Annotated in this window: 3 protein-coding genes; all 3 read left to right on the top strand. The window is 49.7% G+C overall.

Annotated features, from left to right (window positions below; genetic code table 11):
- The first annotated feature begins 147 nt into the window (after positions 1-147).
- Complete coding sequence (locus tag ACO6V5_RS23270) at positions 148-7,674, top strand: transglutaminase-like domain-containing protein (protein ID WP_422492174.1); 7,527 nt, start codon at positions 148-150, stop codon at positions 7,672-7,674.
- Between the two features lie 142 nt (positions 7,675-7,816).
- Entirely contained in the window at positions 7,817-15,583 is a 7,767-nt protein-coding gene (locus ACO6V5_RS23265) for an AAA family ATPase (RefSeq protein ID WP_422442474.1), read from the top strand.
- 128 nt (positions 15,584-15,711) lie between these two features.
- Positions 15,712-23,412: an AAA family ATPase gene (locus ACO6V5_RS23260; RefSeq protein ID WP_422442472.1), complete on the top strand. Its 7,701-nt coding sequence runs from the start codon at positions 15,712-15,714 to the stop codon at positions 23,410-23,412.
- Positions 23,413-23,432 lie beyond the last annotated feature (20 nt).

Raw genomic sequence — 23,432 nt, 5'->3', positions numbered from 1 at the left:
ATTGTCCATATTTTCTGTTTACCATTTCCCTGCGCAACCGGACCCGGCCTTTATTACCACTAAAACGGAACTTTCATACTAACTGAAAGTCCAATAACTAATCAGTTTCACTTTAGTTGTTCAAATGACAGTGGGGAAATATTGACTATGGACGGTCGTATTGATGTAAAAATATATAAACTCGGTCCTGAGAGTGGCGTGCCGGTTAAGATAGCAAAGCCAGATTTATCTTCAGAGGAAACGAAGGATGTAGGAATCTGCTCAAAAGTAAGCGCCAAACTAAAGATTTCACCCTGTCCGGTGAACTTGCCTGACAAAGCAAGAACCGTATCAGCAACGGGGTTCTCGCTCCAAAAGACCCCTCATGCCTTCGATTTCCGTTTTGTCGCCAGTGATGATGAGGTTCGACAGCTTTTGGCTGACCAGACCCGCGATAAAAATCGCGATATCACCCTTATTTCCCACCCCGACGACCTCTCACAGGCTAACCTGGTGAGCCGGTTGAGCATTTCCAGAGAGGGTCGCCACACGCTGCGTTCAGGCAAGCTCTTTGAAGGTTCAAAGCCACTGACGCTGGTGATGGATATCCGAACACTCACCAGCGACGACCTGCCAAAGTTTAACGACCTGCTGGACCCGGATAATCCCTGTCTGTACGACAAAGTCAGCAAGAAGAAACGCCCTCTGGGTGAGCATGTTTCTTTATTGGTGCTGGCAAGCCCTGCCCAGCTGGCATCGGTTGGCCAGAGCGACGAGGCCCCGGCGGTCGGCGTTCCGGCGGTCAGCGCACCCGGTGCTGATTTCTGGCGGCGAATTAATCGACCAGAAAATACCTGGCAGTTCGATGCACAGACCGGCAATGACCCATCGATGAACATCGACAAGATTCCTCCGGTATTGACTGAATTCCCGGCCGAAAGTGTTATGGATGACGGCAATACTGTTCTTATTGACTGTCACTTACACAACAACTGGCGACAGTTACTTCTGGGCAGCCCCGGAGTGGATCAACAGGGGCGAATCCGGCATCTCCCCGGCAAGCTCGAGTCATTAAGGGCAGGACAACGGGTGATTCTTAAAGGGGCTAACTGGCAGGATCTGGCCTTTGAACAAACGATTCGACAGATGCTGGCACAACAGTGTTTTGAGAGCAACGGGAAGATCTGTCAGTTACCCGACGATGTTCTGTTTTATCAGATGCCGGTAGGAAATAACGAACTTCATTCGCTGTTCCAAAGCCTGTCTCACTCTGATGAGGAAGGACTTTCCCATAAGGTGCCAGCAAACCCGATCATCATTAACCAGAGTAATATCAGGGAATGGCTGAGCCCGATTGCCATTGCCCCGGAAGGTTATGCAGTCCCTAACACCTGTCTGTTGGAACAAATTCGGGCGGGTGGTTTGGTCACTGTGACGTCTACCCTCACCGAGGCACATTGGTTTCGTTTGCTGGGCTCACTGCAGACGATTCGCGAAGCAACCGGCCTTGAGCCCCGACTTCAGGTAGCTCATTCAAAACAGCAGCCAAAAGCCCTGGGGCTGGCAGAAAACGATGAGCACTCTCTGTCCTGCCTGTCCTGCCCAGAAGAAAAAATCAGCGATCAGGCCGCGTTTAGTATCGTCAGTTACCAGCAAGCTGCCCAAGCCAGTCACTGGATCAATAATCAGCCGGAAGCACCTCTGGTCATTCAGGTCAATGAACAGACCCGCTTCAGTCAGCTATTTGATAATATCCATATCGCCTCGGAACAAAAGGCGCATTTTGGACAACGTCGGAGTGCATTGCAGATAGCGTTGACCGCTGGCAAGCCGCTGGTACTCCTGGGGCTGGAAAGCAATCCAACACTTGCGCAGCTTCTGGAGCCCCTGGCCGTAGGCCAACCTCTTTTAGTAAATGGCCAATTACAGACTTACCCAAAGACTCAGGTCACAATACTCTGGCCTGAGTCCTTGCAAAAACCCTTTTCAGTATTTGGTTCGATGGTCGCCACGGGTAAGCCCTGTCCTGCGGTCGATATCTGGGATATCAATGCTATCAGGCATGATATCCCCCGGGCCGATCTGCCAGAACAAGCGCTTCATAGACTTTATGAAGCATTTGCAACGGTACCTGCCGGCCTTTGCAACCCTCTGCCTGAAATAACCGAAGAATTGCTGAATAACCTGATACTGGCTGCCCGGCGAGCACGGCAGGTTGACCGGTCCCCACAGCTGCTGCCCTGCCACTGGCGCAAGGCTATCAACAGCGTTATCACCCATGGTACCCGGCAGAATCCGTCAGTGCGTGATTTTATGAAAGTGGCTTGTTGGCAGTTACTGCCCGATGTTCATGAGGATCAGACCGCATCGGTAGATCCGTACCAGTTAACTGCCATCATCAATAGTGCTCTGCGGTTGGATAGAAAGTATCTGAAACAAAACCTGTGGCCACTGGCCAGAGCCTTTGACCCGAGCGTATTTAAACTATTCCAACTGTCCTATAAAAATCCATTTCCATTGCAGCATGGAGGAGAAGTCCCAGACAAACTCTGTGCCCTGATTCTGGCCCATGGGCCTGACGAACATCGACAGGCAATGGCGCATCAGTTGGGAGTCAGTCCGGCGGCAGCAAAGCGATATAGACAGTTAGCCATCAGACCATCAAAACAAATTAAACGTTTGCAGGATGCATTGGCTAACGGCTGGCAGTTAACTTTGCCATTGAGGCAGACCCGATCCGATGCCATTCAGGCTCTGGCCAGCGATTGTTTTCACATAGCCAGAACAGCGAATTCCAGGACAGAAGGCATTGAACGTATAAAACATCGACTGGCTGAATCACTGGCATGGCAGGGTTCCACTGATATGCCCTTGTCAGCACTGGCCCGGGATCTTTATCACGGTGAGATAAGTCAGAAGGATCGTGAAAGTCGTCGCTTATCCCGACTCCATGACCGGCTTACGGACTCTCCTGTCATATTCCTGCAGGGGGAAACCGGCACCGGAAAAAGTTACTTTTCCGCCAAAATGGCGAAAGCTTCAGGGCAGGCTATGGTCATTTCCCTTGGGCCTTCCGACAGCGAACAGACCCTGATGAAACGCTGGCAATGGCAACAACACGCCAATGGTGACCGCTCTATGGTGCAGCAAAACCGGGCGCTGATGGAATGGGCCGAGACCAAATCCGACAAAGGCGGAGGCTGTGATGGAAAAGAATACATCACCCTGGTTATGGATGAAGCCAACCTTGCCAAAACCGGATTACTGGCATCATTGAGCGGCTTATGGGAACCGCAGCCCTGCATCTATGTAAATGGTCATCCTGTCAAAGTCAGCCCGAAACACCGGGTGATTCTCACCGGTAACCCCGATCATTACGCCGGGCGCCAAATGGACCCGACCCTGAAAGAGAAACTGCCCAGAGCTTACTACCCACGTCTGGATCAGGCATTCCTTCGGGACCAGGTAGTGGAACCGGCTCTGGTCAATCAGTTACAACGGCATCTGTCGGAGTCTGAAATAAACGACATTGCACGCATTACCGCCGAGAGCGTGATGGCACTCTGGCAATATTATCAGGAACTCTTGCCCGAGCATGAGTTTACCCCCAGGGATTTAACGGATATCTGCAGTTGGGTGGGTTGGTATCTGGATCGTGCGTTATCCAAAGGAGACAGTGCCAGCTGTGAGCAAATAAACAGTTTGATCCAACAAAGTTTTCGGGATGTACTGGGGCCCGAAATCACCGAAACTCATCAGGATGCCCTGTCGGCACTGGAAACCTGGTTTGCTGTACGCTACCACCCGGACAATACCCTGAGCAACAAAGTATATAACCACACCCTGCAGGATATGCAGCAGACCTTCGGTATAGTCAGCAAAAAAATCCGACCAGACTTTGATACCTCCGGATCGGCAGTCCGTGAACTGGTGCAGTGGCTTGGGCAGGATTTAAGCCGCAGTCAGCAGGCTTATCATCACGACAGAAAACACGGCGGTCGTCAGGCAACGCTGATTGAAGGCCCGGCTGGACGGGGTAAAGATGCCACGCTGGACCTGGTGATTGAAAGTGTCAGAAAGCAGGCTAAGCAACGGGGGGAGCCCATGCCGGAAGTTTATCTCCTGAATGCCTGTGATTGTTCCTGGGACAAAGTGTGTGAAAAGATCCAGAAAGCAAAAGTCGATGGCGGCATCGTGGTGATTTCGGAAATGAACCTGATCGACAGCCAGCATCTGGAAGGGGAGTTAAACGATATTCTGGCCGGTGACGCCCATCCGGGTTTCCACCTGTTTGCCACCATCAACCCGCCTGAGTACAGCGGGCGAAAACCCTTATCACCGGCGCTGAAAGGGCGTTTCCGGCATTTGCCCATCCGGCAGTACAACGCGACCGAATTACAGACCATTGCCGAAAAAGTGTTGCCAGAGTCCTCACAAGGGACATTCGCCGCTAAGATGCTAACAGAAAAACATTGTCGTTTAAGGGCTCACCTGCAAAGCAAAAACCTGCCGTTGCAGCCCACCAGCCTTGATTTACAGAATGTTGCCAGAGCTATCACCAGTGCTGGCGATTTTAGCGAAAAAGCCATTCATCAATGCCTCAATCAGCACTATCGGCTTTATCTGATGGCCGCCAACCTATCGCTGGAGGAACTGCCCGGGCTATCGGCTATTGCCATCGATAAAGCAGCGCTTGACCCTGAAATGAGTGAATGGTTCTACCAAAGGGTATCGGGCATTGATCGTCCGTGGTTAATACGACACAGTGATCACAACAGTGTTGATGAAAATCGCCATGAAATTCGTTTTAACACTCGTCTGGATAAAGAGAAAGCCAAAGCGGAAATCATCAAGGGGGTGGCTCAGGTCAGGTGGCGAGCATCAGGTCTGCCCCTGAAGCCGAAGCAGTCAGACGACATTCTCACACAGGCACTATACAGACACTGGCAGCAACACTGGTTTACGAGTGATTTTGGCCGGACGGGCGTGGACGCTAGCAGCGTATTCCCCCTGACGGAAGAACAGAAACAAACGCTGAAATTGTCAACTAACCAGCCTTATCTTAAGGCGGCTGATGAGCGTATAAGGGCGTGGAAAACCAATGAAGCTCAATGGTGGCCTGCGTTATGGCATCAGATCAGTGATCTGCCGAACCACCTGGTCGACGATTTTATCAACGAAGCATCCGCTATTGACGGTGATAAGGCTCCTCAACAAGACAAGCCAGAAGTCCACGAGAAACAGGCTTCGGCATTGGCTCAGAAGAGTAACCACGAGCCGCAAGTTAATAACGCGTTGGCTATTTACAGTGATAATGCTCCTGAAAAATACGTTCCGGAAGTCCATGAGAAAAAGGCTCCAGCATTGGACACATTAACAAACTATCAGAGGCTGGCAAAACCAAAATATGACGATTATGTTATTTTTGACAAGCCGGGCCTCTTTACCGGGACCTATCGGTGGATTGCAGAGGATATTTATGTGACTGCCGGGGGCGAAGTCAAAACGATCAGCATTAATGATAAACACTTGCAGGGAGCCGAAGTCCTTATACCTGCCCGGTTACCAAGGCAGGACCAGGAAGTGATATTAGCCAGCAACCAAACACTGGCAACCTTTTATATGACATCAAAAGATGGTCAATATCCATTGCCCAGCCTGACAGCTAACGACCGTATCCTGGCCCTGTGCATAGAACCCAACCTGGCCTTCACACTACTCAGGGACCGATATACCGGTCTTCACACACTATTTGTTCCAGAAGCCAAAGCCGACCAGAGCATAAGAATTGCTTACGTCGTAGAACCCGGAGAAGCGGGTAAAAAAATACCTGCTAAAGAAGTCCGACCAGCACCATCAAAACGTTTTGACGCCCACTGTTGCGAAGGTATGAAAACAGTGTTGAACAAAGTGTTTGTATCCATTAACGAACAACCACTCAAAGTAAAGCGGCTTTTGGAGACAATAGAAAACGCTGAAGACATAAAGCAACGCATTCAGGCAATCAGGGACTATTGCAAACTGTTTTCCGGTGTTGCTGTACCAGAGCGCAATAAAAATTTCTTTCAATTCCTCGTAATGCAGCGGCAAGGCAAATGCTGTCATCGTGTGCCTGTTTTTATCGCTTTTTGTCGTTATTTTGGCATTTCATGCCGACAAATATCTAATCATATCCACAGCTTTGCAGAGTATTCCCCGGATGGCGGCCAAACCTGGGAGCCAGTGGACTTGGGCGGGTCGCCTATCGAAGCAACAAAAATCAAATTTGGCTTCCAGCCCAACAGAAGCGTCAGAGATTCTGGCACTGAGTTAAGGAAGATCCGGGATCTCCTGAAAGGGTCTTCTTTAACAGAACAGCAAGTACTGGCTGAAACCTGCGGCATCAGCCCTGGTAAACTCAACAAAGCCCTTAAGACAAAGGGGGCATTACCAAACCTATATCTGAGTACTTACAAGCGGGTAGAAAAGCTTTGGGAGAGAAAAGATTTAATCGGTTTCTCCATGGGGGTTTCAATGTTACTGGAGATAGAAGCAGTGGACGATTGCGAGAAGCGACTTGTCAGAGGCATGCTTGACTGTATGTCCGACAGCAAGCGGTTGTCTGAGGCAGTAAAACAAATATTGTCCAACAGTGATGAAGATCAGATCACTGAGCTACTCAAGTCACTCCATTCTAAAATGATTGATCAGTCCGGAGCATGTCCTCACATGTGGTTGCATTCGATAGTGAATATATTGACAGACAGTGACTTGTCGAATCCTTCGGTTATTCGCTTTGCCCATGAAGCCCTGAAATCGGGTTGGCTGGATCCACTGCCTCCCAGAATGGGTTATTTTATTCAGGTCATTCGACATCATGAGCTATTGGTGCGTCTGGAAGGCGTCGATGAGCTGAAGGTTAAAGCCACCCGTTGCCTGAAAATGTGGTACAGGGAATTGTTGTCCAGGGAAAAAAATAGTCGGGCATGGCAACTTACTTATCAACGTTTCAAAAAGGAAAATGTTGGTGGCTTTTTCGTCACTCATTGTCATGGCGGGTTTTCGCCAACCCTTGAAACTAACCTGGTCAATACATCTTTACAGATCACCTGGACGGATGAACCCGGTGGGGTTCCGAATATAGAACGTATGTTGGTGCACCACCCCGCGTTTGTGCAGTCAAACTCGGGCAAAGCGGACTACCGACCGGTGATTATCCTGGGAGCTTGCCAGCGGAGCAGAAAATTACAGGAAAAGGCCGAAGCTCTGTTTCAAAGAAAAGTTGATACCAGACCCGACTTGAAGCAGTTATTGGAAAAACACAAACTGGAGCCCTTTGAGGTTTCACCGGAGGAAGAAAGCCTTTTGGATGATTTAAAAGACAAATGCTCACGAGCGATTGAGCAGGTCTTCATTCATTACCTGTATGGAGTGACATGCTCGAAAGGCAGTTGTTTAACCTTTTGTTGGGGCGAATCCGGCAGGCTGGACTACTTCGGTGCTCATGATCCATCCTCACCAGAAGAGCTGTATGCCATGATGAAGAAAATTAACAACTCTCACTGTTTTCAGGAATCTGTTAAGGATGACTACTTAAGGCAGGTGCAAAACGCCAGTAACGCTCTGATCCTCAGATCCCATGAACTGACAAAAATTGCCGAAGAGTTTGTGGGCAACGTGAATTTAAATTCGCTTTATGACTCATTGGATACGTGATCCTGGTTTGTTCGTCATGAGTTTTTCGAGATTGGTGACTTGCTTCCATAGTCCATCCACAGGGAACTTCCGTCCTGTCTGAAGGTCAAATTATTAAGGAATTTTAATAGAGACCTGTCAGATAACAAAAGGGAGATTGACTATGGATGGTCGGATTGATCGAGCTACAAACAAACACGCCCTTGATGATAACCCTCTTCATAGCGGCTTTGCAGCCAAGCTAGCAAAGCTGGATTTATCATCAGAGGCAAATAATGATGCAGGCATCTGCACTGAAGTAAGACCCCAACTGAAGCAATCGCCATCTTCGCAGAGGATGCCTGACAAAAAGAGAACCGTCTCCTCAACGGATTCCTCGTTCCAAAAGGCGACTCATTCCTTCGATTTTTGTTTTGTCGACAGTGATGATGAAGTTCGACAACTTTTAGATGCCCAGACCGGCGATGAACATCGTGATGTCACTGTTATTTCCCATCCCGATGACCTCTCACAGGCTAATCTGGTAAGCCGGTTGAGCATTGCCACCGACGGTCGCCACACTCTGGGTTCTGGCAAGCTCTTTGAAGGTTCAAGGCCACTGACGCTGGTGATGGATATCCGAAAACTCACCGGCGAGGATCTGCCAAAGTTTAACGACCTGCTGGACCCGGATAACCCTTGTCTGTACGACAAAGTCAGTCAGAAGAAACGCCCTTTGGGCGAACATGTTTCTCTATTGGTCCTGGCAGACCCTGCCCAGCTGGCATCGTTTGGCCAGAGCGACGAGGCACCCGGTGCTGATTTCTGGCGACGAATTAACCGACCGGGAAATACCTGGCAATTCGATGCGCAAACCGGCAAGAACCCATCAATAGAGATCGACGAGGTTCCTCCCTTATTACCTGAATGCACCAGTGCCGAAAGTGCTATAAACGACAATACCATTATTATTAACTGTCACTTGCACAGCAACTGGCGACAGTTGCTGCTGGGTGGCCCCGGAGTGGATCAACAGGGGCGAATCCAGCACCTCCCTGGCAGGCTTGAGTCATTAAGGGCCGGACAAAGAGTGATTCTGAAAGGAGCCAACTGGCAGGATCTGGCCTTTGAACAGACGATTCGGCAAATGCTGGCGCAGAAGTGCTTTGAGAGCAATGGGGAAATCTGTCCATTACCCGACGATGTTCAGTTTTATCAGATGCCGGTAGGGAAGGACGAGCTTCATTCACTGTTCCAGGGTCTGTCCCATTCTTTATCAGACAACCCGATCATCATTAACGAGAGTAATATTGCCCAATGGCTCAGCCCGATTGCCATTGCCCCGGAGGGCTATGCAGTCCCCAACACCTGTCTGTTGGAACAGGTTCGGGCCGGTGGTGCCGTTACCGTAACCTCTCCCCTCACTGAGGCGCATTGGTTTCATTTGCTGGGCTCACTGCAGGCGATTCGTGAGGCGACCGGCCTTGAACCCGGACTTCGGGTGGCTCATTCAAAACAGCAGCCCAAAGCCCTGGGGCTGCAAGAAAACGATGCATACCCTCTGCCCGAGCCACAGGAAAAAGTCAGCGATCACCGTGCCTTTAACACGGTGACGTATCAACAACATGCCCAGGCAAGTTATTGGATTAGTCATCAACCGCAAGCCCCCCTGGTCATTCAGATCAATGAACAATCCGGCCTCAGCGAGCTGTTTGATAATATCCACATCACCTCGGAAAAAAAGGCGCATTTTGGACGACGTCCGAGTGACTTGCAGAAGGCTTTGACCGCTGGCAAACCGGTGGTATTCAGAGGGCTGGAAACTAATCCAACACTTCAGCAGCTTCTGGAACCCCTGATTATTGGGCAACCTCTGTTGCTGAATGGCCAATTACAAACCTACCCACAGGCTCAAGTCACCGTACTCTGGCCCGGGCTTGTGAAAAGCCCCTCTTCAGTATTTAATTCGATGGTTGCCAAAGGTAAACCCTGTCCCGAGGTCGATCTCTGGGATCTCAATGCGGACAAGCATAAAATCTCCCGGTCTGAGCTGCCGGAACAGGCGCTTGATGAACTTTACAAAGCCTTTAAAACCGTACCTGCAAACCTTTGTAACCCTCTGCCTGAAATAACCGAAGGGTTATTGAATAACCTGATACTGGCTGCCCGGCGAGCACAGCAGGTTGACCAGTCCTCACAACTGCTGCCCTGCCAATGGCGCAGGGCCATCAATAGTGTTATCACCCATGGTACCCGACAGAATCCGTCCGTGCGTGATTTTATGAAAGTGGCCTGCTGGCACTTGTTACCGGATAAGGATCAACCTCCCTCGGTAGACCCGGATCGGTTAAATGCCGTCATCAATAGTGCCCCGCAGTTGGATAGAGCGTTTGTGAAGCAAAACCTGTGGCAACTGGCCAGAGCCTTTAACCCGGCAGTATTCAAGGGCACCGGATTTGAAGGATTGCAACTGACCTATGAAAATCCATTGCCATACAGGGGTGCAAAAGAAATTCTGGACAAGCTCTGTGCCATCATCGTGGCCCATGGGCTTGAAGAACAACGAGATGCTTTAGCCTATCAGTTGGAAGTCGATCCGGCGGCAGAAACCTGTCAATCGTTAGCCATCAGGCCAACAGCACGGATTAAACGTTTGCAGGATGCACTGGCTTCTGGCTGGCAGTTACTTCTGCCATCGGGGCAGACCCGATCCGATACTCTTCAGGCGCTCGCCACCGACTGTTTTCATAGGGCCAGAACAGCAAATTCGGAGGCAGAACGCATTAAACGCATAGAACATCGACTGTCTGAATCGCTGAAATGGACGGGTTCTGCTGATGAACCCCTGTCTGCACTGGCCAAAGATCTTTGTCATGGCGAGATAAGTCAGAAGGATCGTGAAAGTCGTCGGTTATCCCGACTCCATGACCGGCTCACAGACTCTCCCGTTATATTCCTGCAGGGAGAAACCGGCACCGGGAAAAGTTACTTTTCTGCCAAAATGGCGAAGGCTTCAGGGCTGGCTGAGGTCATTTCCCTTGGACCTTCTGACAACGAACAGACCTTGATGAAACGCTGGCAGTGGCAACAAGACGCCGATGGCGACCGTTCTATGAAACAGCAAAATCGGACGCTGATGGAATGGGCTAATACCAAATCCGACAAAGACGGAGGCTGTGTTGAAAAAGAATACATTACTCTGGTTCTGGATGAAGCCAACCTCGCCAAAACCGGATTACTGGCATCATTGAACGGCTTATGGGAACCACAACCCTGCATTTACGTAAATGGTCATCCTGTCGAAGTCAGCCCAAAACACCGGGTGATTCTCACCGGTAACCCGGATCATTACACCGGGCGCCAGCTCGACCCGGTCCTGAAAGAGAAATTGCCCAGGGCTTACTACCCACGCCTGGATCAGGCTTTCCTTCGCGACAGAGTGGTGGAACCTGCTCTGGTCAATCAGTTACAGCGACATCTGTCAGAGCCTGTAATAAACGACATCACACGCATTACCGCCGAGAGCGTGATGGCACTGTGGCAATATTATCAGGAACTCTTGCCCGAGCATGAGTTTACCCCCAGGGATTTAACGGATATCTGCAGTTGGGTGGGTTGGTATCTGGATCGTGCGCTGCCCGCAGGTGCGAATGTTACCTGCAAGCAAGTGAACGGTTTGATCCAGCAAAGTTTTCGGGATCTTCTGGGCCCCGAAATCAACGAGACTCATCAGGATGCCCAGCAGGCACTGGACATCTGGTTTGCTGCCCATTACGAAGTGGACAACACCCTGCGCGACAAAGTTCATAATCATACCCTGCCGTATATTCAGCAGGCCTTCGAAACATTCACCAAAACAATCCGACCTGAGTTTGATACTTCCGGATCGGCGGTCATTGAGCTGGCGCAACGGCTTGGACAGGATTTAACCCGCGCTCAGCAGGCTTATCATCTCAACATAAAACACGGCGGTCGTCAGGCAACGCTGATTGAAGGCCCGGCTGGACGGGGTAAAGATGCCACGCTGGACCTGGTGATTGAAAGTGTCAGAAAGCAGGCTAAGCGACGGGGAGAGTCCACGCCGGAAGTTTATCTCCTGAATGCATGTGATTGTTCCTGGGACAAAGTGTGTGAAGCGATCCGGAAGGCAAAAGAGGAAGGCGGCATCGTGGTGATTTCGGAAATGAATCTGATCGACAGCCAGCATCTGGAAGGTGAGTTAAACGGTATTCTGGCCGGTGATGCTCATCCGGGTTTCCACCTGTTTGCCACTATCAACCCGCCAGAGTATAGCGGGCGAAAACCCTTATCACCGGCGCTGAAAGGGCGTTTTCGACATTTGCCAATCCGGCAGTATAACCCAACCGAGTTACAGACCATTGCCGGGAAAGTATTGTCACAAACTGCACAGCCGGAAATCCTGGCTAAAAAGCTGACTCAGCTACATTGTCGATTGAGGGCTTACCTGCAAAAGCAAAACCTGCCCTTGCAGCCGACCAGTGTTGATTTACAGAATGTCGCCAGGACTGTTATCAGAGGGGGTGATTTTAGCGATAACGGCCTTCACCAATGCTTCCATCAGCACTACCGGCTTTATCTGATGGCAGCCGACCTGTCGCTGGAAGAACTACCAGCGTCGTCGGCTATTACCATGAGCAATGGTGAGCTTGATTCCGGACTTTGCAAATGGTTCAACCAAACGCTATCGGGCATTGATCGTCCGTGGTTGATACGGCGCAGTGATCGCAACAGTATTGATGAAAAATGCCATGACATTGGTTTTAAGGATCGTCCGAATAAAGAGGAAGCCAAAGCGGAAGTGATCAGGATGGTGGCTCAGGCAAAGTGGCAGGCATCAGGCCTTTCCCTGAAGCCGGATCAGTCAGACGATATTCTCACCGGGGCACTCTACCGACACTGGCAGCAATGCTGGTTTGGTCGTAAGTTTGGCCAGACGGGCGTGGCCGCTAACAGCGTATTTCCGATGACGGAAGAACAGAAACAAACGCTGAAATTACAGGCTTGCCAGCCTTATCTCAGGGAAGCTGATCAGCGGATAAATGCATGGAACATCCATGAAGTCCGATTATGGCCTGCGTTTTGGGCTCAGATAAGTGATCTGCCGAACCATCTGGTTGACGATTATATTTACGAAGCCTCAGCTGTTGAGGGTGATAAGGCTCCTGATCAAGACATGCCAGACGTCAACGGGGAACAAGCCCTGGCATTGGCTCAGAAAACGATCCAAAAGCCACAACCTGTTAACGAAGCGATGACTATTGACGGTGATAAGGCCCCTGAAAAATACCTTCCAGAGGGCCACGAAAAACAGGCTTCAGCATTGGACCGGGGAACAAACCACAGGCCACAACCAGTTAATGAAGCGATGACTATTGACGGTGATAAAGCTTCAGAAAAATACCTTCCAGAGGGCCACGGAAAAAAGGCTTCAGCATTGGACCGGGGAACTAACCATAAGCCACAACCAGTTAACGAAGCGATGACTATTGGCGGTGATAAGGCTCCTGAAAAATACATTCCAGAAGCCCGTGAGAAAGAGGCTGAAGCATTGAACCGGACAACGGACTTTGAGAATAAAGGGATGTTACAGGCTAAAGAGCTTGTAATTTTTGACACGCAGGACCATCTTCCCGAAAACTATCGGTGGGGGGCAGAAGATATTTATGTGACTGCCAAGGGCGCTGTCAAGGTGATAAATATTACCAATCAACACATGCAGGGGGCCGAAGTCCTGATACCTGACCAGTTACCCGGGCATGATCAGGAAGCGACATTAGCCAGCGATCAAACGCTGGCGACCCTGGATATCTCATCCCACAATGGTCAATATACATTACCCAGCCTGACGCTTAACGACTATATCGTAGCCCTGCGCATAGAACCCGATTTGCCATTTACCCTGATCAGGGACCGATATACCGGGCTTCACACACTGTCTGTTCCGGGGGCCAAACCCTTACAGACTATTCGAGTAACTTATGTCGTAGAACCATGGCAACCAGACAAAAAAACACCTGCCAGAAGAGCCCAGCCTGAACAATCAACACGTTTTGACGCTCGCTGTTGCGAAGGTATGAGAGCAGTATTGCAGGACGTGCTTGAGCACATTGAAGAACAAGCATCGGAAATAAAGGGGCCGTTGAGGAAAATAGAAAACGCTAAAAACACGACCCAGCGCATTAAGGCGATCGTGGACTATTGCAAACAGTTTTCCGGTGTTTCTGTACCGGAGCGCAAACGCAATTTCTTTCAATTCCTCGTAACACAACGGCAAGGGAGATGCTGTCATCGTGTGCCTGTTTTTATCGCTTTTTGTCGTTACTTCGGGATTCCATGTCGGCAAATCGGTAACAGTATTCACACCTTTGCAGAGTTTTCCCCGGATGACGGCCAAACCTGGACGTCAGTGGATTTAGGCGGGGTACCTAGTGAGCCGATAGAAATCTGGCCTGCCTTCCAGCTCACCAGGCGGGTCACTGGGTCTGGTACTGAATCAAGAAAGCTCAGGAACCTCCTGAAAGAAGCTGATTTAGCACAACAGCAGGCTCTGGCTGAGGCCACTGGTATGAGCCTCAAGGAATTGAGCAAAGCCCTTGAGACAAACAGTACATTGCCAGTAACCGATCTAAACAGTTTCGAAACAGTAGTGAACCTCTGGGAGAGAAAGGATTTAACCAGTTTTTCCATGGGTGTCTCAGTGTTACTCGAGAAAGGAGCATTCGACCGTCACGAGATAGAATTGGTCGGTAGTCTGCCAAATGGAAATTGGGGTAGGAGCAGAATTACGAGAGAGGGTTCGAAAAGGGGTCGTTATAGCCCGATGTCAGAGGCAGTAATACACATATTGTCCAATGGTGATGAAGATCAGGTCACTGAACAACTCACGTTATTGCATTCAAAAATGATTGTCCATGGCAAAGCAGACCCTCTCGAATGGTTGGGTTCAATAGTGCGTATACTGAATGGCTGCGACCTGGCCAAACCTTCGGTTATTCGTTTTGCCAGTAAAGTCATGGCATTGGGCTGGCTGGACCCAACGCCGTCCTACGACAGTTCAACTTTAAAGTCCACTAAACATCATCAGCTATTGCTGCGCCTGGAAGGTGTCGATGAGCTGAAGGTTAAAGCCACCCATTGCCTGAAAAAGTGGTATAAGAATTTGTTGTCCAGGGGAAAAAACAGTTCGTTTTGGCAGTTTGATTACGGTCGCATCCTGCAGCTAAGAGGTGAGACATTGTTCATCACTCATTGTCATGATGGGTTTTCGCCACTCCTGGAAGCTAAAATGGCTCGCCCATCTATACAGGACGTCTGGGCGGACAAGCCTGAGGGCATTCCGAATATAGAGCGAATATTACTGCACCATCCCGCATTTGTGCAGTTAAACTCAGGCAAGGCAAGCCGCCGTCCGGTGATTATCCTGGGAAAACCTGACTGGAAGAGCAGAGTGATCAATGAAAAGATCGAAGCCCTGTATCAAAGAAAAGTTGAGAGTAGCCCTCACTGGCAGCAGTTATTGGAAGACATCAGACTAGCCCCTGAATATTCACTTGGAAGCCTCCATCTTCAGAACCGTTTGCGTCATTTAAAAGACAAATGCCGCCTGGTGATTCAGCAGGTTTTCAGTCATTACCTGTACGAAGTTACACACTCGAAAGGCGGTTCTTTAAGTTATTGTTGGGCCGATTCTACCGCCATGCACGCCCACAATGGCGCTCGTGATCCATCCTCACCACTGGAGCTGTTCGCCATGTTGTCTGATATAAGTAGCTCTTCCGAATTTCAGAGTTCTGTTAAGGGGTCCTATTTAAAACAGGCACAAAACGCCAGTAACGCTCTGATACTCAAATCCGATGAGCTGACAACCGTCGTCGAAGACTTTTTGAGCAATGTAAATTTGAGTTCGCTCTGTGACTCATTGGATGCGTGACCCCGGGTTTTTCGAGATTGGACACTTGCTTCCATAGTCCATCCAAAGGGAACTTCCGTCCTGTCTGGAGGTCAAATTATTAAGGAATTTTAATACAGGCCTGTCAGATAACAGGAGGGAGACTGACTATGGAAGGTCGGATTGGTCCAGCTACAATCAAACACGCCTTTGATGATAACCCTCTTCATAGTGGCTTTTCAGCCAGGTTAGCAAAGCTGGATTTATCATCAGAGGCAAATAATAATGCAGGAATCTGCACTGAAGTCAGGTCCCAACTAAAGAGATCGCCATCTTCGCAGAAGATGCCTGACAAAAAGAGAACCGTCTCCTCGACGGATTCCACGTTCCAAAAGGCGACTCATTCCTTCGATTTCCGTTTTGTCGACAGTGATAATGAAGTTCGACAACTTTTAGATGCCCAGACCGGCGATGAACATCGTGATGTCACTGTTATTTCCCATCCCGATGACCTCTCACAGGCTAATCTGGTAAGCCGGTTGAGCATTGCCACCGACGGTCGCCACACTCTGGGTTCTGGCAAGCTCTTTGAAGGTTCAAGGCCACTGACGCTGGTGATGGATATCCGAAAACTCACCGGCGAGGATCTGCCAAAGTTTAACGACCTGCTGGACCCGGATAACCCTTGTCTGTACGACAAAGTCAGTCAGAAGAAACGCCCTTTGGGCGAACATGTTTCTCTATTGGTCCTGGCAGACCCTGCCCAGCTGGCATCGTTTGGCCAGAGCGACGAGGCACCCGGTGCTGATTTCTGGCGACGAATTAACCGACCGGGAAATACCTGGCAATTCGATGCGCAAACCGGCAAGAACCCATCAATAGAGATCGACGAGGTTCCTCCCTTATTACCTGAATGCACCAGTGCCGAAAGTGCTATAAACGACAATACCATTATTATTAACTGTCACTTGCACAGCAACTGGCGACAGTTGCTGCTGGGTGGCCCCGGAGTGGATCAACAGGGGCGAATCCAGCACCTCCCTGGCAGGCTTGAGTCATTAAGGGCCGGACAAAGAGTGATTCTGAAAGGAGCCAACTGGCAGGATCTGGCCTTTGAACAGACGATTCGGCAAATGCTGGCGCAGAAGTGCTTTGAGAGCAATGGGGAAATCTGTCCATTACCCGACGATGTTCAGTTTTATCAGATGCCGGTAGGGAAGGACGAGCTTCATTCACTGTTCCAGGGTCTGTCCCATTCTTTATCAGACAACCCGATCATCATTAACGAGAGTAATATTGCCCAATGGCTCAGCCCGATTGCCATTGCCCCGGAGGGCTATGCAGTCCCCAACACCTGTCTGTTGGAACAGGTTCGGGCCGGTGGTGCCGTTACCGTAACCTCTCCCCTCACTGAGGCGCATTGGTTTCATTTGCTGGGCTCACTGCAGGCGATTCGTGAGGCGACCGGCCTTGAACCCGGACTTCGGGTGGCTCATTCAAAACAGCAGCCCAAAGCCCTGGGGCTGCAAGAAAACGATGCATACCCTCTGCCCGAGCCACAGGAAAAAGTCAGCGATCACCGTGCCTTTAACACGGTGACGTATCAACAACATGCCCAGGCAAGTTATTGGATTAGTCATCAACCGCAAGCCCCCCTGGTCATTCAGATCAATGAACAATCCGGCCTCAGCGAGCTGTTTGATAATATCCACATCACCTCGGAAAAAAAGGCGCATTTTGGACGACGTCCGAGTGACTTGCAGAAGGCTTTGACCGCTGGCAAACCGGTGGTATTCAGAGGGCTGGAAACTAATCCAACACTTCAGCAGCTTCTGGAACCCCTGATTATTGGGCAACCTCTGTTGCTGAATGGCCAATTACAAACCTACCCACAGGCTCATGTCACCGTACTCTGGCCCGGGCTTGTGAAAAGCCCCTCTTCAGTATTTAATTCGATGGTCGCCAAAGGTAAACCTTGTTCAGAGGTCGATCTCTGGGATCTCAATGCGGACAAGCATAAAATCTCCCGGTCTGAGCTGCCGGAACAGGCACTTAATGAACTCTACAAAGCCTTTAAAACGGTATCTGCCAACCTGTGTGATCCTCTGCCTGAAATAACCGAAGGGTTATTGAACAACCTGATACTGGCTGCCCGGCGAGCACAGCAGGTTGACCAGTCCTCACGACTGCTGCCCTGCCACTGGCGCAGGGCCATCAATAGTGTTATCACCCATGGTACCCGACAGAATCCGTCCGTGCGTGATTTTATGAAAGTGGCCTGCTGGCACTTGTTACCGGATAAGGATCAACCTCCCTCGGTAGACCCGGATCGGTTAAATGCCGTCATCAATAGTGCCCCGAAGTTGGATAGAGCGTTTGTGAAGCAAAACCTGTGGCAACTGGCCAGAGCCTTTAACCCGGAGGTATTAAGGGCCGCTGGATTGATTAAAGGATTGCAACTGTCCTATGAAAATCCATTGCCATACAGGGATGCAAAAGAAATTCTGGACAGGCTCTGTGCCATCATCGTGGCCTGTGGGCCTGAGCAACAGCGAAACGCTTTAGCGTTCCAGTTGCAAGTCGAACCGGCGGCAGCGAAGCCCTGGCAATCGTTAGCCATCAGACCAACAGGACAGATTAAACGTTTGCAAGATGCACTGGCTTCTGGCTGGCATTTACCTCTGTCACCGGGGCAGACCCGATCCGATGCTATTCAGACACTGGCCACTGATTGTTTTCAGATTGCCAGGACAGCGAATTCTGAGACAGAAGGCATTGAACGCATAGAAAGTCGGCTGTTTGAATCACTGAAATGGCAGGGTTCCGCTGATAAGCCCCTGTCAGCACTGGCCAAAGATCTTTGTCATGGCGAGATAAGTCAGAAGGATCGTGAAAGTCGTCGGTTATCCCGACTCCACGACCGGCTCACAGACTCCCCCGTTATATTCCTGCAGGGAGAAACCGGCACCGGGAAAAGTTACTTTTCTGCCAAAATGGCCAAAGCTGCAGGGCTGGCTGAGGTCATTTCCCTTGGACCTTCTGACAGCGAACAGACCCTGATGAAACGCTGGCATTGGCAACAAGACGCCGACGGCGACCGTTCTATGACACAGCAAAATCGGACGCTGATGGAATGGGCCAATACCAAATCCGACAAAGATGGAGGCTATGTCACCCTGGTTCTGGATGAAGCTAACCTCACCAAAACCGGATTACTGGCATCATTGAACGGCTTATGGGAACCACAACCCTGCATTTACGTGAATGGTCATCCTGTCGAAGTCAGCCCAAAACACCGGGTGATTCTCACCGGTAACCCGGATCATTATGCCGGGCGCCAGCTCGACCCGACCCTGAAAGAGAAATTGCCCGGGGCTTACTACCCACGTCTGGATCAGGCTTTCCTTCGCGACAGCGTAGTGGAACCGGCTCTGGTCAATCAGTTACAGGGACATCTGTCGGAGCCTGAAATAAACGACATTGCACGAATTACCGCCGAGAGCGTGATGGCACTGTGGCAATATTATCAGGAACTCTTGCCCGAGCATGAGTTTACCCCCAGGGATTTAACGGATATCTGCAGTTGGGTGGGCTGGTATCTGGATCGTGCGCTGCCCGCAGATGCGAATGTTACCTGCAAGCAAGTGAACGGTTTGATCCAGCAAAGTTTTCGGGATCTTCTGGGCCCCGAAATCAACGAGACTCATCAGGATGCCCGGCAGGCACTGGAAATCTGGTTTGCTGCCCATTACGAAGTGGACAACACCCTGCGCGACAAAGTTCATAACCATACCCTGCCGTATATTCAGCAGGACTTCGAAACATTAACCAAAGCAATCCGACCTGAGTTTGATATCTCCGGATCGGCAGTCAGTCAACTGGTGCAACAGCTTGGGCAGGATTTTAGTCGCTGTCAGCAGGCTTATCACCTGGACAGGAAACACAGCGGACGACAGGCGACGTTGATCGAAGGCCCAGCCGGGCGAGGTAAGGATGCTACTCTGAATCTGCTGATCAAAAGTGTCAAACGGCAGGCTGAGCAACGGCAAGAATCCATGCCCAAAGTCTATCTCCTGAATGCCAGTGATTGTTCCTGGGACAAAGTGTGTGAAGCGATCCGGAAGGCAAAAGAGGAAGGCGGCATCGTGGTGATTTCGGAAATGAATCTGATCGACAGCCAGCATCTGGAAGGTGAGTTAAACGGTATTCTGGCCGGTGATGCTCATCCGGGTTTCCACCTGTTTGCTACTATCAACCCGCCAGAGTATAGCGGGCGAAAACCCTTATCACCGGCGCTGAAAGGGCGTTTTCGGCATTTGCCCATCCGGCAGTATAACCCGACCGAATTGCAGACCATTGCCGAAAAAGTGTTGCCAGAGTCCTCAGAAGGGACATTCGCCGCTAAAATGCTAACAGAAAAGCATTGTCGTCTAAGAGCTCACCTGCAACGCAAAAAACTGCCGTTGCAGCCCACCAGCCTTGATTTACAGAATGTTGCCATGGCTATCACCAGTGGTGGTGATTTTAGCGAAAAAGCCGTTCATCAATGTCTCAATCGACACTACCGACTTTATCTGATGGCTGCCAACATAACGCTGGAGAAACTGCCCAAGTCTTCAGCTCTTGCCATGGGGAAAAGTGAATTTGATTCCGGACTTTGCCGTTGGTTCAATGAAACGGTATCGGGCATTGATCGTCCGTGGTTGATACGAGGCAGTCATCTCAACAGTGTTAATGAAAAAAAACATGAAATCCTTGTTAACACTCAGCTGGATGAAAAGGAAGCCAGAACGGAACTCATCAAGAGCATGGCTCAGGCAAAGTGGCAGTCATCAGGCCTTCCCCTGAATTCGGACGATATTCTCACCGGGGCACTCTACCGACACTGGCAGCAAAGCTGGTTTAGCAATCATTTTGGCCGAACGAACGTGGACGCTAACAGCGTATTTCCCCTGACGGAAGAACAGCAACAAACGCTGAAAATGTCAGCTAACCAGCCTTATCTTCAGGCCGCTGATCAGCAGATAAGGGCGTGGAAAGCCGGTGAAGTCCAATGGCGGCCTGCGTTCTGGCACCAGATCAGTGATCTGCCGAACCATCTGGTAGACGATTTTATCAAAGTCGACGAGAAACAGGCTTCGCCATTGGATCAGAGAAAAAACCATAAGTCACAACCTGTTGACCAGACGTTGACTGCTTACGCTGATAAGGCGCCTGAACAAGACAAGCCAGAAGTCCACGAGAAACAGGCTTCGCCACTGGATCAGAGAAAAAACCATGAGTCACAACCTGTTGATCAGACGTTGACTGTTTACGCTGATAAGGCGCCTGAAAAATACATTGCAGAAGCCTACGAGGAACAGGCTAAAACATTGGAACGGAGCACGGACTACGATAACCAGGAGGAGCCACACTTCGAAGAGCATATAGTTTTTCGTACGCAGAACCCTTCTTCCCGGATGGATCGCTGGTGCGCATGGGATGTTTATGTGTCTGCTCAAGGCGATGTCAAATGGATCAATATTAGTGATCAACACATGCAGGGGGTCGAAGTTCTCATACCAGACCGGTTACCACAACGTGACCAGGAAGTGACATTAGCCAGCAACCAGACGCTGGCAACCATTAAGATGACATCAAACAATGGTCAATACCCATTGCCAAGCCTGGCGCCTGACGACTGTATCCTGGCCCTGCGTACAGAACCCCATTCGTCGTTTACCCTGTTCAGGGATTGCTATACCGGGCTTCACACAGTGTTTATTCCAAACTCCGGAGCCAACCAGAGTATTGAATTTACTTATGTCGTAGAGTCCGGACAAACGGGCAAAAAAACACCTGCTGAAGACGTCCGACCAGCACAATCAACACGTTTTGACGTCCGCTGTTCAGAAACTATGAAAACAGTACTGAAGGGAGTGCTTGATAACATTGAGCAACAACCAACCGAAGTACAGGTGCCTTTGCAGAGAATAAAAAACGCTAAAAGCACGATGCAACGCATTGAGGCGATCGAGAACTATTGCCGAGGATTTTCCTGTGATGCTTTGCCAGAGCACAATAAAAATTTCTTTCATTTCCTCGTAACACAGCGGCAAGGTAACTGTACACATCGTTCGTCTGTATTTGTTGCTTTTTGTCGTTATTTTGGCATTCCATGTCGGCAAATCAATAACCCTGTCCACGCCTTTGCCGAGTGTTCTCCGGATAGAGGCCAAACCTGGGAGACAGTGAACTTGGGCGGAACATCTGGCAAGTTAACTGAAATCTTACCTCAGTTCCAGCCTGTCAACAGGGTCCTTTGCTCTGGTAATGAGTCAAGGCAGGCCAGGGTTCTCCTGAAAAATGTCATGAAAGATGCTGATTTAGCACAACAGCAAATTCTGGCTGAAGCCTCTGGTATGAGCCTTGAGGAACTGAACAAAGTCCTTGAGACAGGCAGTGCATTGCCAGAAAAAATTCCAGGTACTTTCGAAATAGTGAAGCACCTTTGGGAGGCAAGAGATTTAACCAGATTTTCCATTGGCGCCTCAATGCTTCAGTCGCTGGAGACAGAAGCATTCGGCGAAGACGAGAAAGCATTGGTCGGTAAAGTGTTTGAATACGGAAGTCAATATAAACCGATGGCGGAGGCTCTCAAAATAATATTGTCCAGCAGTGATGAAGATCAGGTCAGTGAACAACTCAAGTCACTCCATTCAAAAATGATCGATCAGGTCGGAACACCTCCTGAACAGTGGTTGTGTTCAATAGCGGACGTACTGGCAAACAGTGATTTGACCCGTCCTGCAATTATTCACTTTGCCCGTGAAGCCCTGGAATCGGGTTGGCTGGATCCAGTGCTGACCTATATAACAGAGCTTATAGAGGCCTCTGTACATCATGAACTATTGGTGCGTCTGGAAAGTGTCGATGGACTGAACATTAAAGCCGCTCATTGCCTGAAAAAGTGGTATGGGGTATTGATGTCGAGGGAAAAAAATAACCAGCAATGGCAGCAGGATTATGAAAGCTTCCAAAAGAGTAAAAAGAACACTCTCTTCATCACCCATCATCATGACGGGCATTCGCCATTCCTTAAAAATAAAATTGCCAGTCCAAGCATAGAGATTTCCTGGACAAACAAACCAGAGGGCGTTCCGAATATAGAACGAATATTGTTGCAACAACCTGCCTTTATGCAGTCAAACTCGGGTAAGGGGAACCACCGTCCGGTGATTATTCTGGGACAAATCTCCCCGAGGAACAAAGCGATTAATGAAAAGGCCGAAGCTCTGTTTCAAAGGAAACTTGAGAACAGCCCGGATTTTAAGCAGATGTTCGAAAAAATCAATCAATGTAAGGCAATGGAAAAACGACAACGTGATGCTTTAATGGCAACGGATAGCAGGAAAGAAAAGCGTGATATCAACAGCAAGTACCAATCCTTCCTGAAGTCCAATGAGGTCACATCCAGGGAAAAACTTCTGGTGTCTCGCTATAAAAAAGAATGCAAGAAAGCGATTCAACAGGCCTTTATTCATTACTTGTATGGAATGACACATTCGAACGGTGGGAGCTTAACCTATTGTTGGGCCTATCCTAGCGACTGGAGGGAAAATGATCGCAGCTTTGGCGCTCATGATCCATCCTCACCGGGAGAGCTATATGCCATGATGTCTTTGATCGGGAGCTCTGACTGGTCGCAGGAAGCTATTAAGGATGACTACTTAAGACATGCACATAACGCCAGTGACGCTCTGATTCTCAAAAACAATGAGCTGACAAAAATTGCCGAAGAGTTTGTGAACAGCATGAATTTGAATTCGCTTTATGACTCACTGGATACGGCATTAGAGTCTGATTATGATGGATTTTTTCGACTTTGGTGACTTCTAAACCAAATTGAACT

The organism is Endozoicomonas sp. ALD068 (assembly GCF_049310145.1).
Classification (GTDB): Bacteria; Pseudomonadota; Gammaproteobacteria; order Pseudomonadales; family Endozoicomonadaceae; genus Endozoicomonas_A.
Note: the sequence above shows the minus strand (reverse complement) of the source record. Positions and strands in the feature narration are given on the sequence as shown.